The organism is Amycolatopsis sp. FDAARGOS 1241, from assembly GCF_016889705.1.
Classification (GTDB): domain Bacteria; phylum Actinomycetota; class Actinomycetes; order Mycobacteriales; family Pseudonocardiaceae; genus Amycolatopsis.
The window spans coordinates 8,581,273-8,597,192 of sequence record NZ_CP069526.1; the positions used below are offsets into that span (position 1 = coordinate 8,581,273).

Annotated in this window: 16 protein-coding genes and 1 pseudogene; 5 read left to right on the top strand and 12 right to left on the bottom strand. The window is 70.4% G+C overall.

Features of this window, described 5'->3' with window-relative positions; all coding sequences use genetic code 11:
• Window positions 1–249 precede the first annotated feature (249 nt).
• The gene (locus I6J71_RS41610; RefSeq protein WP_204091865.1) at window positions 250–543 is read left to right on the top strand and encodes a transposase; all 294 of its coding nucleotides are present in this window, start codon (window positions 250–252) and stop codon (window positions 541–543) included.
• Window positions 544–570: 27 nt separating this feature from the next.
• Here the strand turns inward: I6J71_RS41610 and I6J71_RS41615 are convergent, their stop codons facing one another.
• The 7 genes from I6J71_RS41615 to I6J71_RS41645 form a co-directional block, all read right to left on the bottom strand.
• The gene (locus tag I6J71_RS41615; protein WP_239155398.1) at window positions 571–2,028 is read right to left on the bottom strand and encodes an NF041680 family putative transposase; all 1,458 of its coding nucleotides are present in this window, start codon (window positions 2,026–2,028) and stop codon (window positions 571–573) included.
• 120 nt (window positions 2,029–2,148) lie between these two features.
• The gene (locus tag I6J71_RS41620) at window positions 2,149–3,540 is read right to left on the bottom strand and encodes an aromatic amino acid lyase (RefSeq protein ID WP_370542046.1); all 1,392 of its coding nucleotides are present in this window, start codon (window positions 3,538–3,540) and stop codon (window positions 2,149–2,151) included.
• Window positions 3,537–4,544 carry an ornithine cyclodeaminase family protein gene (locus I6J71_RS41625; RefSeq protein ID WP_204091866.1) on the bottom strand — a complete coding sequence of 336 codons (1,008 nt, stop codon included), beginning with the start codon at window positions 4,542–4,544 and terminating at the stop codon, window positions 3,537–3,539. The genes I6J71_RS41620 and I6J71_RS41625 overlap by 4 nt, the downstream gene beginning before the upstream one ends.
• Complete coding sequence (locus I6J71_RS41630) at window positions 4,541–5,086, bottom strand: YbaK/EbsC family protein (RefSeq protein ID WP_204091867.1); 546 nt, start codon at window positions 5,084–5,086, stop codon at window positions 4,541–4,543. Before I6J71_RS41630 ends, I6J71_RS41625 begins: the two co-directional genes overlap by 4 nt.
• Before the next feature lie 25 nt (window positions 5,087–5,111).
• A complete protein-coding gene (locus I6J71_RS41635) occupies window positions 5,112–5,405 on the bottom strand; it encodes a DUF2516 family protein (protein WP_204091868.1) in 294 nt (97 codons plus the stop codon).
• Between the two features lie 77 nt (window positions 5,406–5,482).
• Window positions 5,483–6,145 carry a hypothetical protein gene (locus I6J71_RS41640; RefSeq protein ID WP_204091869.1) on the bottom strand — a complete coding sequence of 221 codons (663 nt, stop codon included), beginning with the start codon at window positions 6,143–6,145 and terminating at the stop codon, window positions 5,483–5,485.
• Window positions 6,142–6,540 (bottom strand): helix-turn-helix domain-containing protein, encoded by a 399-nt coding sequence (locus tag I6J71_RS41645; protein ID WP_204097509.1) that lies wholly within the window; start codon window positions 6,538–6,540, stop codon window positions 6,142–6,144. The genes I6J71_RS41640 and I6J71_RS41645 overlap by 4 nt, the downstream gene beginning before the upstream one ends.
• Window positions 6,541–6,681: 141 nt before the next feature.
• Between I6J71_RS41645 and I6J71_RS51460 the strand changes: the two are divergent.
• Window positions 6,682–7,584: pseudogene (locus tag I6J71_RS51460) on the top strand (methyltransferase domain-containing protein); the annotation flags it as partial.
• A gap of 891 nt (window positions 7,585–8,475) precedes the next feature.
• Here I6J71_RS51460 and I6J71_RS41655 read toward each other — a convergent pair.
• From I6J71_RS41655 to I6J71_RS41665, 3 genes are read right to left on the bottom strand one after another with little or no spacing between them, the layout of a single operon-like run.
• Window positions 8,476–9,114 (bottom strand): nucleoside kinase, encoded by a 639-nt coding sequence (locus I6J71_RS41655; protein WP_239154208.1) that lies wholly within the window; start codon window positions 9,112–9,114, stop codon window positions 8,476–8,478.
• A 5-nt stretch (window positions 9,115–9,119) separates the two neighbouring features.
• On the bottom strand, window positions 9,120–9,434 hold the full coding sequence (locus I6J71_RS41660) for a zf-TFIIB domain-containing protein (RefSeq protein ID WP_239154209.1): 315 nt from the start codon (window positions 9,432–9,434) through the stop codon (window positions 9,120–9,122).
• Between the two features lie 60 nt (window positions 9,435–9,494).
• The gene (locus I6J71_RS41665; protein ID WP_204091870.1) at window positions 9,495–9,863 is read right to left on the bottom strand and encodes a VOC family protein; all 369 of its coding nucleotides are present in this window, start codon (window positions 9,861–9,863) and stop codon (window positions 9,495–9,497) included.
• An 85-nt stretch (window positions 9,864–9,948) separates the two neighbouring features.
• On the opposite strand from I6J71_RS41665, the gene I6J71_RS41670 reads away from it, so the two are divergent.
• Window positions 9,949–10,416 (top strand): CGNR zinc finger domain-containing protein, encoded by a 468-nt coding sequence (locus I6J71_RS41670; RefSeq protein WP_204091871.1) that lies wholly within the window; start codon window positions 9,949–9,951, stop codon window positions 10,414–10,416.
• Between the two features lie 803 nt (window positions 10,417–11,219).
• Here the strand turns inward: I6J71_RS41670 and I6J71_RS41675 are convergent.
• The gene (locus I6J71_RS41675) at window positions 11,220–12,518 is read right to left on the bottom strand and encodes a DUF445 domain-containing protein (RefSeq protein ID WP_204091872.1); all 1,299 of its coding nucleotides are present in this window, start codon (window positions 12,516–12,518) and stop codon (window positions 11,220–11,222) included.
• Between the two features lie 29 nt (window positions 12,519–12,547).
• On the opposite strand from I6J71_RS41675, the gene I6J71_RS41680 reads away from it, so the two are divergent.
• Entirely contained in the window at window positions 12,548–13,714 is a 1,167-nt protein-coding gene (locus tag I6J71_RS41680) for a pyridoxal phosphate-dependent aminotransferase (RefSeq protein WP_204091873.1), read from the top strand.
• Between the two features lie 278 nt (window positions 13,715–13,992).
• On the opposite strand, the gene I6J71_RS41685 is transcribed toward I6J71_RS41680, so the two are convergent.
• Window positions 13,993–15,108, bottom strand: coding sequence for a hypothetical protein (locus tag I6J71_RS41685; protein ID WP_204091874.1), 1,116 nt, complete (start codon window positions 15,106–15,108; stop codon window positions 13,993–13,995).
• A 58-nt stretch (window positions 15,109–15,166) separates the two neighbouring features.
• On the opposite strand from I6J71_RS41685, the gene I6J71_RS41690 reads away from it, so the two are divergent.
• Window positions 15,167–15,778 (top strand): hypothetical protein, encoded by a 612-nt coding sequence (locus tag I6J71_RS41690; protein WP_204091875.1) that lies wholly within the window; start codon window positions 15,167–15,169, stop codon window positions 15,776–15,778.
• Window positions 15,779–15,920: the final 142 nt, after the last annotated feature.

Here is a 15,920-nt window from a genome sequence, read left to right on the forward strand (position 1 = left end):
CGCGGAGTGAGCCGTTGCGGCCGGTGTCGGGGCGTGGTCGGCGGTGGCGGGTTCACCGGCAGGTCCGCTCGGACGCTCCCGCGGCGGACTGAGCACCACGATTCATCTCGCCGTCGACGGGCGAAGGCTGCCGACCCGGGCGTTGCTTACCGGCGGCCAGGCCGCTGACAACCCGCGATTGTGTCCGCTGCTGGACGGCGTTGCGGTCGCTCGACATGGCACGGGCCGCCGCGATGCCGACCCGGCACGGTGATCGCGGACAAGGCCTACTCGCGCCCCGCCACCCGGCACGCGATGCGCACAAAGCGGACCCGCTTCGTCAGTCCCGAGCCCGACGACCAGATCGCCCGCCGCGCCGCGAACGGCTCCCGCAGCGGGCGACCACCCACCTTCGACGCCGAGACCGACCAGCAGCGCACCGTGGCCGAACGCTGCGTCAACCGGCTCGAGCAGTTGCGCGACCTGGCCACCCGCTACACCAACTGCGCTGCCTGCTACCGGGCCGAACTCACCATTGCCGCCATTATCTTCTGGCTCAGATGACTTACCGGACAGGCGCTAGCTTGGGTTTTAACCTGTTCGGCGGGGTCGTGGGTTGCTCGATCTGGTGTTCTTGCCGTGTTTGGATTTTCGGGTGTTCGTGCTGGTGACGACGTAGACGTCGTGGCGTGATGCGGGCCGGTGGTTGACTGTTCCGGCGGGACGTCCAGGACCGGGCCGCGACGGTTTCGGGACACCGGCCGGGCAGGCGAGTTGTGGACGCAGGTTCCGAAACCCTCGGCGGACCCGTGCCGGGGAGAGCCGCAGGGCTGGTCGGGGTCTTTCCCAGGGGCGGCGCAGATCCGCTGTGAGGTCGCGGGCGAGCCGCAGCTGGGTGTAAGCGCTCAGCAGCAGCCAGGTCCATCGGTCGGCCGCCTCGGGCGAGCGAAGTTTCGGGGTGGTCCAGCCGAGGGTCTGCTTGAGCATGCGGAAGGTGTGCTCGATATCGAAGCGGCGCAGGAACGCCTGCCAGGCCAGATCAACCTCGGCGTGGCCCAGGCCAGTGCGCGAGTGCCAGAGCCACACCGGTTTTGGGATCGCGCCGGAGGGCAGGCGCTCGACCTGCAGCCGGATCACGGTGCCCTCGATGATCGGCAGAGCGCCGTCGTGGCCGGCCCAGGCGATGCGGTGGGTCAGCCGTGGATGCAGCCGATCCCAAGCCCGGATCAGCGCGGGACCGTAGAGCCGGGTCGTGGTTTCGGTGACGGCATCGGGTTGTCCCCAGGTGGCCGGGTCACCGAAAGCGAACTCGTCGCCGTGGCGGCGGGGCCTGCCCAACGTGCCGGATCGCTGCGGCGGGACCGGGCGGTGCAGGACCCGGTCGGTGCGCATCCGCACCAGCACGGTGATCGGAAGATCGGCCAGCACGTGGGCCAGGCGGGGGCCGTCGTAGCCGGCGTCGGCGACCAGCAGGATGTCCGGGTCTCCCGGCCGCCAGTGCCCGGCCGCGACGAGGCGGCCCACCACGGCGCGGATCTGCTGGGCGGTCACGTTTGCGGCGTTGTCGCCGGGTGTGAGCCGGACCGCGTCCAGCGGCGCGGTCCACGAACCCCGCCCGGACTCGAGCGCGACGACCACGGAGTAGGGCCAGCCCGGCACCATCATGTGCTGGTCCCTGCCACGGCCGTAGGTGTGACACAAGATCCGCTGCGGGCAGGTGTGTGCTTCCGGACGCAGCCAGCAGGTCACGTCCACCGCCAGCACCAGCCGCCCGTCTGCGGCGCGCGGCAGCGGGACCCCGCTCAGCGCGTTGCGTAGCCGATCGATGTCGACCCGTCCGCGTGCCAGTGCGGCATAGCTGCTGCCGTGGCCGCGACGGTGCTCACCGGCCAGGGACAGCTCCGCGATCGACCGGACCGGACCGTCCGCGCACAACACTGCGTCGGTCAGCTCGAACAACGCGTCCGCTCGCCGGGGCAGGCATCGGTAGAACTCCTGCCGGAGCGCGGACAGCTCCCTGCCCGCGCCGGTGGCGCCAGCGTGGTGCACACTGATCAATTGAAGCCCTTGGCTCGATCTTCCGTCTGTCGCAAGAAGGAATGATCGACCAAGGGCTTCACTCATGATCGACAGGGGTCACCACCGACCACTCAGACGTTAAAACTCAAGCTAGGTCAGCTCCTCGATCAGCCGCGTGAGTTCCGGGCCCAGCGAGCGGTCCGCGTCCAGCGGTTTGACGCGCTCGGCGACCCACGCGTAGAGCGGCTCCAGTGCCGGCGCGCCGGTTCCGCGCAGGTAGCGCGCCTGCGAACCGGCGATCAGTTCGCACGCCGTGATGGCCGTGAGGTGGTCCAGGGCGGCGTGGAGTTCCGCGCCGGCGGCCCAGGCGAAGGCCTGCACGTCCTCCTGGCCGGCGGACGTGTCGAGGGAGCCGAGCGTGGCGGGCGCGGCCAGGCGGCGCAGGGCGTGCAGCTCGCCGGCCGCGCGTTTGTGCAGCGGGGTGAGCCCGGCCTGCGGGCCCGGGTCCACGGCCAGCTGCGCGGGCAGTCCGCTGAACTGCGGGTCGAGCAGCCGGTGCAGGCGCTGCACGGCGATCTCTCCGACGTGCACCAGAGCAGCCTTGAGCGCGTCCATCCTGAGGCCCAGTCCTGCGGCGTGGTAGCCGGTGGTGGTCACGAATTCACCATCCACAAAGGACGGTGAATCGCCCGGTTCGTCCCACCCCAGCCGGAGCTCGTCGTGTAGTTCGGCGGTGACTCGCGCCAGGTGTGCCAGCACGCGGGGGCCGACGCGCACGGAGATCGGCGCCTGCACGACCCCGGCGCGCGGTTCGGCGCCGGCGATGAGCTCGCGGAACCGCGCCGAGGCGCCGTAGCGGTAAACGGCGTGCGGCGCGCCGAGCACGTCGACGGCGATCGCGGCGCACTGCGTCTGCAGGTCGGCCAGTGCCGCAGCCCGCCGGGCACCGAGCCACGCGTACGCCTCGGCCAGCGGTGAGCCCTGGATGAGGCTCGCGCCTTCCTTCGGGCCCAGCACCAGCGGCTGGACACCCCGGCGCACGAGCGCGTCGGCTGCGGGCGTGAGAACACCGTCCTCCAGCACCGAACCGAGCCCGGCGAACGTCTGGAACGCGTGGGCCAGCGGGATGATCTCGCCGGCACTGCCGAGGCCGGCGCTCGGCACGGCGGGCAGGAAGCCGTCGTTGAGGCGGTCGGCGAGGAACGTCACGAGCGCCGGGCTCACCGCCGGTTCCGGCCGCAGGAAGCCGCGCAGCCGCATGAGCAGCAGCGTCCGCGTGAGCTCGGGCGAGAGCCACGGCGGTCCGCCGACGGCCCGGCCGACCAGCAGGTTCCGCTGGTGCTCGGCCTGCTGGTCCGCGGTGAGCCGCACGCCGGCGAGCCGGCCCATGCCGGTGTTGACCCCGTAGACCGGCGTGCCCGCGTGGTCGAGCGCGGCCAGCATCGCCGCACGGTTCTCCGCCAGGTCGACCAGCAGGGCCGGGTGGAGTTCGAGTCGTTCGCCGGGAGCCGCCAGGACGTCGGCGGGGCTGCGGACGATCACCGGTACGGCAGCATCGTGCCGATTTCCGCGGCTTCGGCGCGTTGCAGGATCAGGTGCGCCACTGCAACGTCCGTTGTGGACAGTCCGCGGTGCCAGAACAGGATCCGCTCGGCGTCGCTCTCGCGGCCGGGCCGGTTGCCCGCGACGACGTCACCGATTTCGGCGTGCACGTCGCTCGCCGTGAGCAAACCGGCGTTGAGCTGCGGCCGTAGCGCGCCGAAGCGCGGATTGCCCGACTGCGATTCGCGCCAGTCGTCGACCACGACCTTGTCCACGGTGTCGAGCAGCGTGAGTTCGAGCGCGCTGATGGTGCCGTACGGCACGAGGAACGAGCCCGGGCGCAGGAACTCCTTGCGCACCAGCGCCTCCGGCTCCGTCAGCCGCGACGCCTCGACGAGGATGTCGGCGCCGTCGAGCGTTTCGGCCGCGGTGTCGCACACGCGCACGTCCTTGCCGAGGTGCTCCGACAGCCGTCGCCCGAAGTCCTCGCGCGATTCCGGGCGCTTGCTCGTCACGCGGATCTCGTCGAAGTCGAACAGCGAATCGAGCAGCACCACGTTCCACCACGCCGTGCCGCGTGCGCCGACGTGCCCGAGCACCTTCGCATCCGGCCGCGCGAGGTACTTCGCACCGACGGCCGTCATGGCGCCCGTGCGGGCCTCGGTGATCGTGGTGCCGTCGACGATCGCGCGCGGCATCCCCGTTTCGGGGTCGAGCAGCAGGATCAGCGCCATCTCGCTGGGCAGGCCGCGTTCGAAGTTCGAGACGAAGTCGCCGACGACCTTCACTCCGCTCACCTGCTTGGCCGACAGGTGGCCGCGCAGGACGTTGAAGTGGCCCTTGCCGCCGTTGTCCGGCACGAGGTGCGTGCGCGGCTCGAACACGACGTCGCCGCGGCCGTGGTCGGCCAGCACGTCCTCGACGGCGCCGACGATGTCGGCGTGCGTGAGGCCGAGGCTGTCGATGTCTTCGCCCGCCAAGTATCGGAGCCAGACGGACGTCACCGGGCGAGGTCCTCGATGACCTCGGCGTTCGGCAGCGACTGCAGGGCTGCGCCGGAGATGAGGAGCTTGCTGCCGCGGATGCCGCTGCCGATCACGACCTCCGGCGCGGCGGCCACGCGCGCGTCGATGAGGATCGGCCATTCGGCGGGCAGGCCGACGGGCGTGATGCCGCCGTACTCCATGCCCGTGAGCGACACGGCTTCGTCCATCGGGGCGAATGACGCCTTGCGCACGTCGAGGCGGCGCTTGATCACGCCGTTGACGTCGGCCCGGGTGGTGGCGAGCACCATCGCGGCGGCGAAGCGGACCTCACCGGCGCGCTTGCCGGCGACGACGACGCAGTTGGCCGACGCGTCCAGCGGCGAGCCGTAGGCCTCGCAGAACGCGGCCGTGTCGGCGAGCTCGGGGTCGATTTCGGCGACGCCGACCGCGTCGGGGTCCGCCAGCGCGGCGAGCGCCTTCGCGACGGGTTCGGCGAGCAGGTCGGTGCGGGTGGGCGCGGGGACGACCGTGAGGCTCCCGGCGATGGTCCAGGTGGTCACGATCCGAATCTACGCGCGGCGCGGGTCACCAGTTGCGGTTACCCCGTTGCACTTCGATGAGGCGCGGGCGGACGTCCACGAGGTACACGAGGGTCGCCGCCATGGCGGGCACGTAGAAGATCATGCCGGCGTTGCCGACGTCGAACAGGACCATCGCGAGGGTGGCGCCACCGGTGATGAGCAGCCAGATCGGCTTGGTCTTCTTGTCCGCCGCCGAATACGCGTCGGAGCGCTGCAGCAGCGCGTGGACGAAGGCGAAGAGCCCGAGCAAGGCGCTGCCCCAGTGGATGACCCTGAGGATCCATTCGGCAACCAGCACCAGCTCAGCTTACGGCAAACCACCCAACACGCCCGGGCCCCGGCAGCGGTCGCCGCCGGGGCCCGGGGTGTCGTTCGTTACTTCTCGGCCTTGGGCTCGGCCGGCTTCTTCGCGGCGGTGGTCGTGGTGCGGCGCGCCGGCGAAGCCGTCTTCGGCGCCGTGCGGTTGGCGGCCTTGCGGGTCACGGAGCGCGTCTCGTGGGCCAGGTCGTCACCGAGCTCCTCGACGGCCTCGGCGGTTTCGTTCGCCACCTCGGACACCTTGCGGGCGGCCTTCTCGCCGGTCGAGCGGGTGCGCTTGGTCACCTTGGCCAGCACGTCGTCGACACGGCCGCGGGTCTCCTCGGCGAGGCCGTCGACGCGGGTCTGGGCCGTGGCCAGCGCCTGGTCGAGCTGCTCGAGGGCCTGCTTCACCTGCGGCTGCGCGGCGATCTTGTCCCAGGCCTGCTCGCCGGATTCGGCGAGCTTGTTGTAGAGCTTGAGCGCGGCCTCGGTGTACTCGTCGATGACCTTGCGCAGCTCGGCCGGGTCGAGCTTCCCGCGAAGGCTCTCGACGTCGGTCGGCAGCTCCTCGAGGTTCTTGCGGGCCTGCTCGCCGCTCTTGCGGGCCTTGGCGACGGCGTCCGTCACGGCGTGGGTGGCCAGGTTGCCGGCGCCGAGCGCGGCGAGCAGCGGGGTGCGGACCTGGTCGATGGCGGTGCTGACGGCCTTGCGGACGTCCTCGGACTTGGGGGTGGTCATACCGGCTCCTCGGTGGTCGTGGTCTGGTCTGTGGCGGGCTTCGGCTTCTGGGCGGCGTTCTCGCGCCGGAACGACTCGTAGACGTCGAGCAGGACCTGCTTCTGGCGCTCGGTCAGCTCCGTGTCGGCGCGGATCGCTTCGCCGACCGGCCCGCCCGTGGGGAGGTCGAGGATCCCCGCCTGCACGTACAGGGCTTCGGCCGAGATGCGCAGCCCTTTGGCGATCTGCTGGAGGATCTCCGCGCTGGGTTTGCGCACCCCGCGCTCGATCTGGCTCAAGTACGGATTGGACACGCCGGCGAGTTTCGACAGCTGGCGCAACGAAATCTTCGCGGAACTGCGCTGCTGGCGGATGTACTCACCGATGTCGGAGGCGATGTCCGCGACCTTTTCCATCGGGTTCTGGGTCCCGCCGGGTTCTGTCATCCGGTCACCTCCTCGCGACGTCTTCGACGGTACGCGGGAGTGCTAGCTATTGCAAGCACCCTGCTTGCACTTGTGGGTGTGGCTCCGCTCACCCGCCGCTACGGTGGTGCCATGGCGACACAACGGCTGCGCCGCAGGCTGGTCAAGCAGCTGATCGAAGAGGACGTGCTGCACGACCCCAAGTGGGTCGACGCGTTCCGCAGCGTGCCGCGCCACGTGTTCCTGCCGCGCTTCTTCATCCGCGCCGGCGACCTCTGGGCCGCCGTCGACCGCGGCGATCCCGGGTGGCTCGAGCGCGTGTACTCCCGCGATGTCCTGGTTACCCAACTAGACGACGACTCGTCGCTGTGGGAAGAGGCACGCGCCACCGGCCCGCTTTCCGGCGTGCCGACGAGTTCGTCGAGCATGCCCGCAATCATGGCGATCATGCTCGAGGAGCTGCGCGTCGGGGACGGGCACCGGGTGCTGGAGATCGGCACCGGCACCGGTTACAACGCCGCGTTGCTGAGCCACCGCTGCGGTTCTGGCTTGGTGTCCACTATGGACGTCGACGCCGGGCTGGTTTCTTCGGCCCGGGCCCATTTGCAGGAAGCCGGCTACGCCCCCGCCGTGGCCGTCGGTGATGGCGCCCTCGGGTTCCCGTCAGGCGTGCTGTTCGACCGGGTGCTGTGCACGGCCTCGGTTTCGTCGATCCCGCCCGCGTGGCTCGAGCAGACGGTCCCCGGCGGCCTCATCGTGACCACCCTCAACCGCCCCTTGGGCGCCGGCCTGGTCCGCATCACCGCCGGCGAGGGCGCGACAGGCCGCGGCAAGGTCCTCTCCCAGGACGGCCGGTTCATGCCGCTGCGCGCCCACCGCCTGCCACCCCCACCCCCGCTACCCACCCCCTCCGACGACGACTGGCGGCCCACCCGGCTGCCGCTCGACCTGGTGCTGAAGCCGCGGCTGAAGTTCGAGTTCTTCGCCTCCCTGGAACTCCCCGACGTCCAGCCGGTCCGCGACCTCGGCGCCGACACTGCCGGCGCGGCTCCCGGTCGGCCGACCGCCGGTCCCTCGGCCGGCACCCCGGCCCCAGCGAGCGGCAACGCCCCGAAGCCGTCCACCACGGGCGCCTCCGGCGCCGGGCCGGACTCGGGCTCGGGCACGGGTTCAGGGCCGGGCTCGGGTCCAGGCGCCGGTGCGGGTCCAGGCTCAGGGCCGGGCTCGGGTCCATGCTCGGGCTCGGACTCGAGCTCAGGTTTGGGCGCCCGTCCCGGTTCGGGCTCAGTGCCGGTCACGGGCTCGGGGCCTGGGTCGAGTCCAGGCTCGGACCCGAACTCAGGTTCGGGTTCAGGCCCAAGCCCGGTCTCGGGCTCGCACTCGGTCTCGGGCTCGCACTCGGTCTCGGGCTCGGGTTCAGGGCCGGGCTCGGGTTCAGGTTCGGAGTCGCAGTCCGAGTCGGACGATCACCCCCGCCCAGGCTCCTTCGCCCTCACCCACCCCGACGGCTCCTGGGCCCGCTACCGCACCCGCGGCACCACCCTAGAAATCGCCCAAGGCGGCCCCCGCGCACTCTGGGACCTCGCCGAACGCGCCTACGTCCTCTGGGAATCCCTCGGCCGCCCCCAACGCGACCGCTTCGGCCTCACCCTGGACGGCCCACACCAAGAATTCTGGCTCGACGAACCCGACGGCCTCCGCTGGAAACTCTGCGACTAGGCCCGACCCACCCAACTCCACCACCCACATCCCCAGACCGACTTGCTGGGTCCAACCCACGCGCACGTCCCCACCACGCCGACTCGCTCGGCAGGACACAACTACTTGTCCCCACCCCGCAGGCGCTCGCTGGGTCCGACCCACCCATGCGTCCCCTGGCAGACAGCTCGTTGGGTTCGGCCCAATCCGTTATCCACCCGCGCGCCGCTAGTTGGGTTCGACCTGGCCACCATGCCCAGGTGAATCGCCCCCCAGGTTCGATCTGATCCACTTCTCCACGTCCGCGACCACGTCGTCGAGCGGTGCGTGGGTGGTGTCGATGTGCTCGACCTGCATGCGTATCCACAGGTTGAACGCCAGCATCTCCTCGATGCGCGGCTCGTCCCATTCGCGCCAGGCGGGGCGGGCGCGCAAGCGTTTGCGGAGAGCGTCGGAGGAGGCGACGAGGGCGAGGTAGTGCACGTCGGAGAAGAACACGCGTTCCGGGAGTGGCTCGAGTTCCTGCGGGGCGACGGTGCCGCACAGCACGACCGGCAGGCCGTTCTGGTGCAGCATCGCCGCCGTGCGCAGCCAGGTGGCGCGGAAGGCCCGGGTGTCACCGTGCCAGGCACCTGTCCACAGGACGTCCTGCTCCAGGACCAGGGCGTCCCCGGCCAGCCGCGTCGCGAGGGCCGGCCCGACGGTCGACTTGCCGGCACCACTCGGGCCCGTCAGCGCGAACAGCGGGAGCCGCCGGAAGGGCCAGCGATGGCCGCACACCGAGCAGACGAGGGTGGCACCCGAAGCGTGCGGCGACTCGGCCCGGTCGCCGCACGCGGGGCAGATCCGCAGGTCCAGAGCGTGCACCGCGGTCAGTCGAACAGGTTCTCGAGGAAGCTGCGCTTGCGGTGCCCGCCGTACGGCCGCGGCGAATCCGAGTAACCACCGCGATACGGCCGCGGCGAATCCGCGTACCCACCCCGGTACGGCCGCGGCGAGTCGGAGTACCCGCCGCGGTACGGGCGCGGCGAGTCGGGCCGGCTGTGCGCGTACGGGGGCGGTGGCCGCTGCCCGTAGTACGAGCTCTCGGCCCCGACGATCTGCTCCAGCTCACCGTGGTCCAGGAAGATCCCGCGGCACGCTTCGCACTGTTCGATGTGGATGCCGTTCTTGCCGACGGTTCGCATCCGGTTCTGACAGTTCGGACAAATCACCCTCCCGAGACTACGCAGGTTCCGCCCGCCGCGTCAGCACGCGCACAAGCAGAACGGGTGCCCCACCGGGTCTGCGTACACGCGGAACGTCTTCGGCGAATCGTCCAGCAGCTTCGCACCGAGGCTCAGCACGCGTTCGTGCGCGGCCTCCAGATCCGTGACGTCCAGATCCACGTGCGCCTGCTGCGGCTTCTCAGTGGACGGCCACTCCGGCGCCCGGTAGTCCACCACCCGCTGGAACTCCAAACGAGCTCCGCCGAGCGGGTTCGCGAGCCGCGCCCAGTGGCCGTCCGGCGTGACGTCGGGTTCCGCCCAGTCGAGCAGCGCGCGGTAGAAGCCGGCGAGCGCCGCGGGGTCCGGGCAGTCGATGGCCACGCCGCCGAAGGTCGGTGTCGAACCCATGTTTCGTCTCCCTCCAGTAACCGGTGTTCGGATTATGGGAGTTATCGTTCGACGAAGCAACCGGCATCACTCGTACACTGGTTGCGTGCACACCGACGCGACCCTGGTGGTGGACTTCCTCAACACCGTCGACATCGAACGCGGCGAGGATGTGCTGGACAGCCCCGAACTCTGGCGATGGTGGGCCGAGGAACACGAGCTGTCCCCAGGCGAGGGCGACGACGCGCGAGCGGCGCGAGACGGGCTGCGCGCGGCCGTGGGCGACCCCCGGCTGCCCGGCACCTCCCTCGAAGTCCCCCTCGTCTTCTCCCTCGACGACGGCAAACCCCGCCTGCTCGGCACGGACGCGACCTCGACGATCCTCGCCGCCGCCACCCGCCTCGCCATCCGCGGCGACTGGGTGCGCCTCAAGATCTGCCCGGCCGACGACTGCCTCTGGGCCTTCTACGACGAGTCCCGCAACCGCTCGCGCACCTGGTGTTCGATGCGCGTCTGCGGAAACCGCGAAAAGGCCCGGTCCTGGCGCGCCCGGGCGGTAGGTGTGCACAACTGATGGTGCCCGGTTGGGGCTGTGGACAGGTTGGGGCCGGGCACCACATGTGCACGTGCAGAAGCACTGGATCCCCACAAGTTGTGGATGCTCGTTAGGCCATCACCGTGAAAAGTTGTGGATAACCCGGGGGATAACTCAGGTTCCTGTGGACAACTGGTTTTGGGGTCCCCCTGGTGTGGTATAGGCACGGGTTGCGTGCGGATGGGTGCGGTGCGTGGTCGTTGGGTGTGAGGTTGCGCTTTGTGGGGGATGGGGATGAGGGCTGTTGGAGGGACTCGTGGGGCTTGTTTCGGGCTGATGCGTGCCCCGCGCGGGGGCGTGTTGCGTGGTGTTGTGGTTGGGATGCGGTCCTGCGCAGGGCGTGTTGCGTGGCGTATGCACCCCGAGGCGCGACTGTGACTACGGCCGCTGACCCCGTGTCAAGGCGGGAAAGCGTGCCTTGACACCGGGTCGGCGGCCGTGTTTTGGCTTCGGATCGAGGTGCCGGGCAGGGGCTGGGTGCAGGACGCTTTGCATTGTTGCTGGCGGTTTCGTGTTTGGATTCCTCGCCGTTCGAGGTGCCGGGCAGGGCTGGGCACAGGACGCTTGCGTTGTTAACCGGCGGTGGCATAAGCGGGCTGCGCCGCCGTTCGAGGCACCGAGCGGGGCTGGGCGCAGGACAACTTTGCGTCGATGGGCGGCGGTTTCCTAGCCAGGGGTCGGTCGCCTGTTCGAGGCACCGAGCGGGGCTGGGCGCAGGGGTTTCGGCGTGGTCGGCCGACGGCTGACTGGGGACCGCCCGTCGCCTTGCCAGGTGTCGTCGCTCAGAAAAGCAGCTGTGCCACCGTGTAGATGATCAACCCCGCCAAGGCGCCGACCACTGTGCCGTTGATGCGGATGAACTGCAGATCCCGCCCGACCTGGAGTTCGATCTTGCGCGACGTCTCTTCCGCGTCCCACCGTTCGACGGTGTCGGTGATGATGGTGGTGATTTCCTTCGAGTAGTTCTTCACCAGGTACGCCGCGGCGCCTTCGACCCAGCCGTCGACCTTGCTGGAGAGCGTGGGGTCCGAGGTGAGGCGGTCGCCCAGGGATTCGAGGGCGCCGCGGACGCGGAGGCGGAGTTCGCTGGACGGGTCTTCGGCGGCGTTGAGCAGCATCTCCTTCGCGGTCGCCCAGGCGGAGCCGATGAGCCGCTGCACCTCGGCGTGGTGGACGATCTGGCCCTTGACCTGCTCGGCGCGCTCCATCGTCTTCGGGTCGGTCTGGAGGTCCTGCGCGAACTCGCCGAGGAACTTGTCCAGCGCGAGGCGCATCGGGTGGTTGACGTCCGTCTTCACGGCCCACGCGAAGGTCAGCACCTCCCCGTACACCTTGTCCGCGAGCATTTCGTCGACGAACTTCGGCGACCAGCTCGGGGCGCGGTCCGAGACGACTCGCAGCACGGTCTGGTGGTTGTCCCGCACCCACTCGTACGCGCGGTCGCACATCAGATCCACCAGGTTGTGGTGCGCGCCGTCTTCGAAGACGCCCGCGAGGATCTTGCCGAGCGGCGGGCCCCAGGGCCGGTCGACCACGCGCTTGACCACGGCTTGCTCCATGATCGCCTGCACGTCCTCGTCGCGCAGGACCGTCACGGCGCCGCGGACCACTGTCGCGAGCTCGGACGTCACGCGCTCCGCGTTCTCGCGCTGCGAAAGCCACCCGCCGAGGCGGCGGGAGATCTCGACGCGCTTCAGCTTGTCGCGGATGACGGCCTCGGACAGGAAGTTCGAGCCGACGAAGTCGCCCAGGCTGTTGCCGAGCTGGTCCTTCTTGTTGGGGATGATCGCGGTGTGCGGAATGCGCAGGCCGAGCGGGTGCCGGAACAGCGCGGTGACCGCGAACCAGTCGGCGAGCGCGCCGACCATGCCGGCTTCCGCCGCAGCGCGGACGTAGCCGACCCAGGCGGGCCAGCCGGCCGCCTCCGCCCAGCTCGTGAGCAGGAAGACAACCGTGGCGCCGAGCAGGAAGGCCAGCGCGACCAGCTTCATGCGACGCAGGCCGCGCTTCTTCGCCTCCTCGCCGGCGGCGCCTCCGGGCGGGTCCGCGGGCGTGACCTTGGCTGGGGTGAGTTGCTCCACGACGCCATTGTCCGTGAGGATGCGTTTTCGTGCGTGAACCAGCTCTCGTCCCCCGTCTCCGGCCCTTCACCGCGACCATCTTCGCGGAGATGACGGCACTCGCCGTGAAGCACGGCGCCGTCAACCTCGGCCAGGGCTTCCCCGACACCGACGGCCCCGCCGGCATGCTCGAAGCGGCCAAGAACTCCCTGTTCGGCGGCGACAACCAGTACCCGCCCGGCCCGGGCCGCCCCGAGCTGCGCGCGGCCATCTCGCGCCACCGCACGCGCTACGGCACCGAGTACGACCCCGACACCGAGGTCCTCGTCACGGCCGGCGCGACCGAAGCCATCACGGCGGCGCTCATCGCGCTGGTCGAGGCCGGCGACGAGGTGATCGTCGTCGAGCCGTACTACGACTCGTACGCGGCGGCCGTCGCGATGGCCGGCGCCCAGCGGCGCGTGCTCGGCCTGCGCGAGACGGCCGGCGGGCGCCTCGAGCTGGACGTCGACGCCCTGCGCGACGCCATCACCCCTCGCACCCGCGCCGTGCTGCTGAACTCGCCGCACAACCCGACCGGCACGGTGTTCTCCCGCGCCGAGCTGGAGGCCGTCGCGGCGGTGTGCGTTGAGCACGACCTCATCGCCGTGACCGACGAGGTCTACGAGCACCTCGTGTTCGACGGCGCCGAGCACGTGCCGCTCGCCACCCTGCCCGGCATGCGGGAGCGGACAGTCGCGATCTCCAGCGCCGGCAAGACGTTCAACTGCACCGGCTGGAAGATCGGCTGGGTCTGCTCGACGCCCGAACTCGTCGCCGCGGTGAAGGCGGCGAAGCAGTTCATCACGTTCGTCTCGGGCGGACCGCTGCAGCCGGCCGTCGCGTACGCGCTGGACCACGAGCTCCCGTGGGTCGAAGAACTGCGCACGAGCTTGCAAGGCAAACGCGACCGGCTCTCCGCGGGCCTCGCCGACGCGGGCTTCGCCGTGCGCGCGAGCACCGGCACCTACTTCGTGACGGCCGACGTCCGTCCGCTCGGTTTTTCCGACGCGGCAGAACTGGCTTGGGAACTGCCCGAACGCGTCGGCGTCGCGGCCGTGCCCGTCAAGGTGTTCACAGATCACCCGGACGAGTGGAAACACTTGCTGCGTTTCGCCTTCTGCAAACGGAACGAAGTCATCGACGAAGCCGTCGCGCGATTGCGGCAACTCGGCTGACCACTTCCGCTGGTCGCGGTCACAACGCACGGCGAGTGCGGGCCGGTGACGCTCCGGTTTCGTTGACAGCGCGTCAGGTTGACGATACCGGGGGTACGTCCTCGCGCTGAAACATCAGGTCAACCGCCGTGTGACCGGCCGCCCGGATGGCCGCAACCGCGTTGCTCGACCACACGCTCAGTGATCGACTTCGGCCATTCGGACACCGGAGCCGGTAACGCCGTTCCGCCTTACGGGGTGGATCGAACGCAGGGAAGATGAAACACTCGCGAGCGGTGCTAGAAAGAGTGCAGCCCCGGGGGAACTGCGACCTGGCCGGAGAAGAACCCCAGTTGGATCAGCCTCGTGCGGCGAACCGCATGAGCTTCAGGCGCGGACGGTGGTGGTGGCGTGAGCGGCACGGCATCCGTGCGCACCATCGCACCCCCGGCCACCAGCGCTGATCCCGGCATCCGCCGCTCGCGACCGTGGACTGCACCTCTCTCCCGGCCCGCTGCGCGGATCGTTTTGGCGGGCGGGTTGACGGTCGTGGGGTGGCTGCTGGGGGCCGTGATCGCCGGCGCGAGCGCCGACGCGGCCGAACACCCCCACGGCGGTGACACTTCTGGCAGGACTGTCGCAACGGCGCCCGGGCGCGCTCCGCACGGTGAGGCCGCGGGAAAAGCACGGGAACACCGGCAGAGCCACCACAGCCGGGTGCAGACGTCCACATGGGACACGCGCCACGGCGGCCCGTCCGGAGCGTCGACTTCGGACACCAGCTCCGGCTCGCGCGGCGGCGCCGGCTCACAGGGAACCGCGACGACGGGCGCCGTCCACGGCACCACGACCGGCGCCGGCAACCCGGCCGAGGGCGGGCCGGCGAACGACAGCAGCGGCTCACACTCGCACGAGTCCGGCGCGCCGAGCGAGAACTGCCCAACCCCGTCCGGTACCCACAACCCGTGGCAGGATGGCAATTCCGGCCCGTCGAGCGGCACTGGCTCGAACCAGCCCAGCGACGGTTCGACCGGCTCCCACCAAAGCGACATTTTCAGCACCTTGCCCGGCACCGCCTCGGACCAGTCCGATGACAACTCGTCCGGCTCCCACCAAAGCGGCATTTCCGGCACCTTGTCCGGCGCTGGCTCGGACCAGTCCGCCGACTCCACCCCCAGCAACAATCTCGGCATCCCAACAGGCTCCGGCTCGGACCAGCCGAGCAACAGCTCGACCGGCTCCACCCCCAGCGACAATTCCGCCACCTCGACCGGCACCGACTCGGACCAGTCCACGATCTCGGCCGCAGGCGCGGGATCACCCAGCCCCGGCACCAACTCCGGGGGCGGCAACACAAGTGCGCCGAGCGGCGCCGGCTCGGAGCAGTCCACACCGGACCAGGCGACGCTGCGCACGAGTGGAGCCCAGAGCGGCGGGTTGCTCGGTGGCCTCCTCGGCGGGGTGCTCGGAGTCGTGGACAACACCCTGACCTCCGTCACCGGCGTCGTCGACACGGTGGGGGACGTCGGGGGCGAGGTGCTGCCGCCTGTGGCGACCATGCCGGGCACGGGTGAAGACCCGCCGTTGATCCCGATCGGCGACGTGCTCGGGCCGGTGTTCTCGGGCGGGTCCGTGAGCGGCGGGGTCAGCGCGACGGTGCCCGAGCAGGCGGTCGCGCCGGTCCCGGAGCTCGCGGGCGCACCGGTGACGGCGACCGAAGCGGTGCCGGCGACGATGCCGAAGCAGGAGATCAGCGGAGTCCGGTACCTCAGCGCAGTGCACATGATTCCGGTGCAGCGACACGCCGCCGCGGCCAAGCACGACAATGCGTCCCACGTCGGCGCCACGAACGGCGGCGACGGGGCCGGTGGCGGTGGCGGTCTGCCCTCGGCGCCCAGCGCGCCCGCGGCACCCAGTACGACCGTCAACCCGGGCCACGACGGTCCGGGTGGCGCGCGGCAGCCGTTCGCGGTTGCCGCGGACAGCGTCACCACGACTCAGCTCAAGCTGATCGGCGTGAGCCGCGACCACGAAGTCGCAGGGGCGGGTCGCGAAGCGGCCCTGCCGACCACTTCTCCGGACTGACCGACCACCCGGTCCTCCGGGGAGAGCCACGTCCAAACCAAGATCAACTTCTTGGAGCGCGCGCCCGCTCGCAGCGCCTGGCTCACCCCTTCCGCACGCACTTCCCAGGGGCTGAACCATGCGCAAGACCACGCTTCCCGAC